The 1,312-nt window shown below is 50.5% G+C and carries 2 protein-coding genes; both read right to left on the minus strand.

All coding sequences use genetic code 11. The features are described 5' to 3' along the window. Nucleotides 1-429 (minus strand): thiamine pyrophosphate-dependent enzyme (locus A3766_RS28135; protein ID WP_231883024.1); only part of this gene is annotated, 429 nt, incomplete at its 3' end. Beyond that, a partial coding sequence (locus tag A3766_RS28140) for a transketolase C-terminal domain-containing protein (RefSeq protein ID WP_197479817.1) occupies nucleotides 413-1,312 on the minus strand: 900 nt, incomplete at its 5' end. The genes A3766_RS28135 and A3766_RS28140, both read right to left, overlap by 17 nt.

Here is a 1,312-nt window from a genome sequence, read left to right on the forward strand (position 1 = left end):
AGGTGAAGCCTGCCCTTTAGTCATACCGTAGACTTCATTATCCATGGCGATATAGGTGAAATTGATATTCCGTCGACAGGCATGCAAAAAGTGATTGCCACCAATAGAAAAACCATCACCATCGCCTCCCACCGCGATGACAGTCAAATCCGGACGTGCCACCTTCAAACCACCCGCCACGGGCAGCGCCCGACCGTGAACACCATGAAAACCGAATAAATGTGTGTAGGCAGGCAAACGAGACGAACAGCCAATACCCGAAATGATAGCAACATTCTCCGGGTCAAGGTTGAGTTTTGCCAAAGCACGGGTTAAAGCAGCTAACACTGAATAGTGCCCACAACCGGCACACCAAATTGGGCTGACCGTAGACTTATAATCCTTCGCTTTTCTTGTTGCTATGTTTTTATTCTCAGCAGTTGGCGACATGTTCTACCTCCAGAGCGTTCTGTTCCCATTGATTAAAGGCACCGATAATATGCTTCGGCCGGATAGGTAAAGGGCCCGGAATAGCCAAGCTTTGGTGAGCACAAGGAAAGTCTACATGCGCCCTTAACCAAGCCATAAACTGGGCACCATGACTCTGCTCGACAACAAGTACTTTTTCTGCACCCTCTAGCTCGCGCAACAGCGCCTCGGTTTGTAGTGGCGCGATCAAACGTAAAGCAATGACTCGGCATGCCTCACCTTGCTCGGTCATTCTTTCAGCCGCTTCTTTAGCTACCGATGAGACCGACCCCCAACAAACTATGGCGCTTTCACCCTGCCCTGACACCTCAGCCCAATGTTCAGAATAATCGAACTGACGAAGCTTCTCGGCGCGTTTCTGCAGCTGCTCGCGATGCATTTCTGTGGCAGCAGAAGGCGTGCCATGTTGGTTATGCTCCAACCCGTCTGCGGTATACATCATGTCTTCTTCACCAGGAATCGACATAGGTGAGATACCGCTATCAGTTAGTGCGTAACGATGATAAGGCGTATCTGAATGCGCTGCGATCAAGCGTTCACCCTTTTCTTGCCAAAGCTGCGGCTCCAGAAGGCTTGCATCTGACTGGGCCATTGATTGGTCAGACAAGGTAATCACTGGCACCTGCAGGTGTTCTGCCAACCACACTGACCAACCCGTGGTAAAGGCACTGTCTGCAATCGATAACATGGCAGTCACCACATGCGGCGCATCGCCATGCAAACCATGTAGCGCCATATTTAGATCAGACTGATCTGATTGAGTGGGAATACCCGTTGAAGGGCCTCCTCGCATCACATTCACAATTACCAGATGAGTTTCACTGGCAACGGCCAAACCTATAGA

It is taken from the genome of Oleiphilus sp. HI0132, assembly GCF_001635845.1.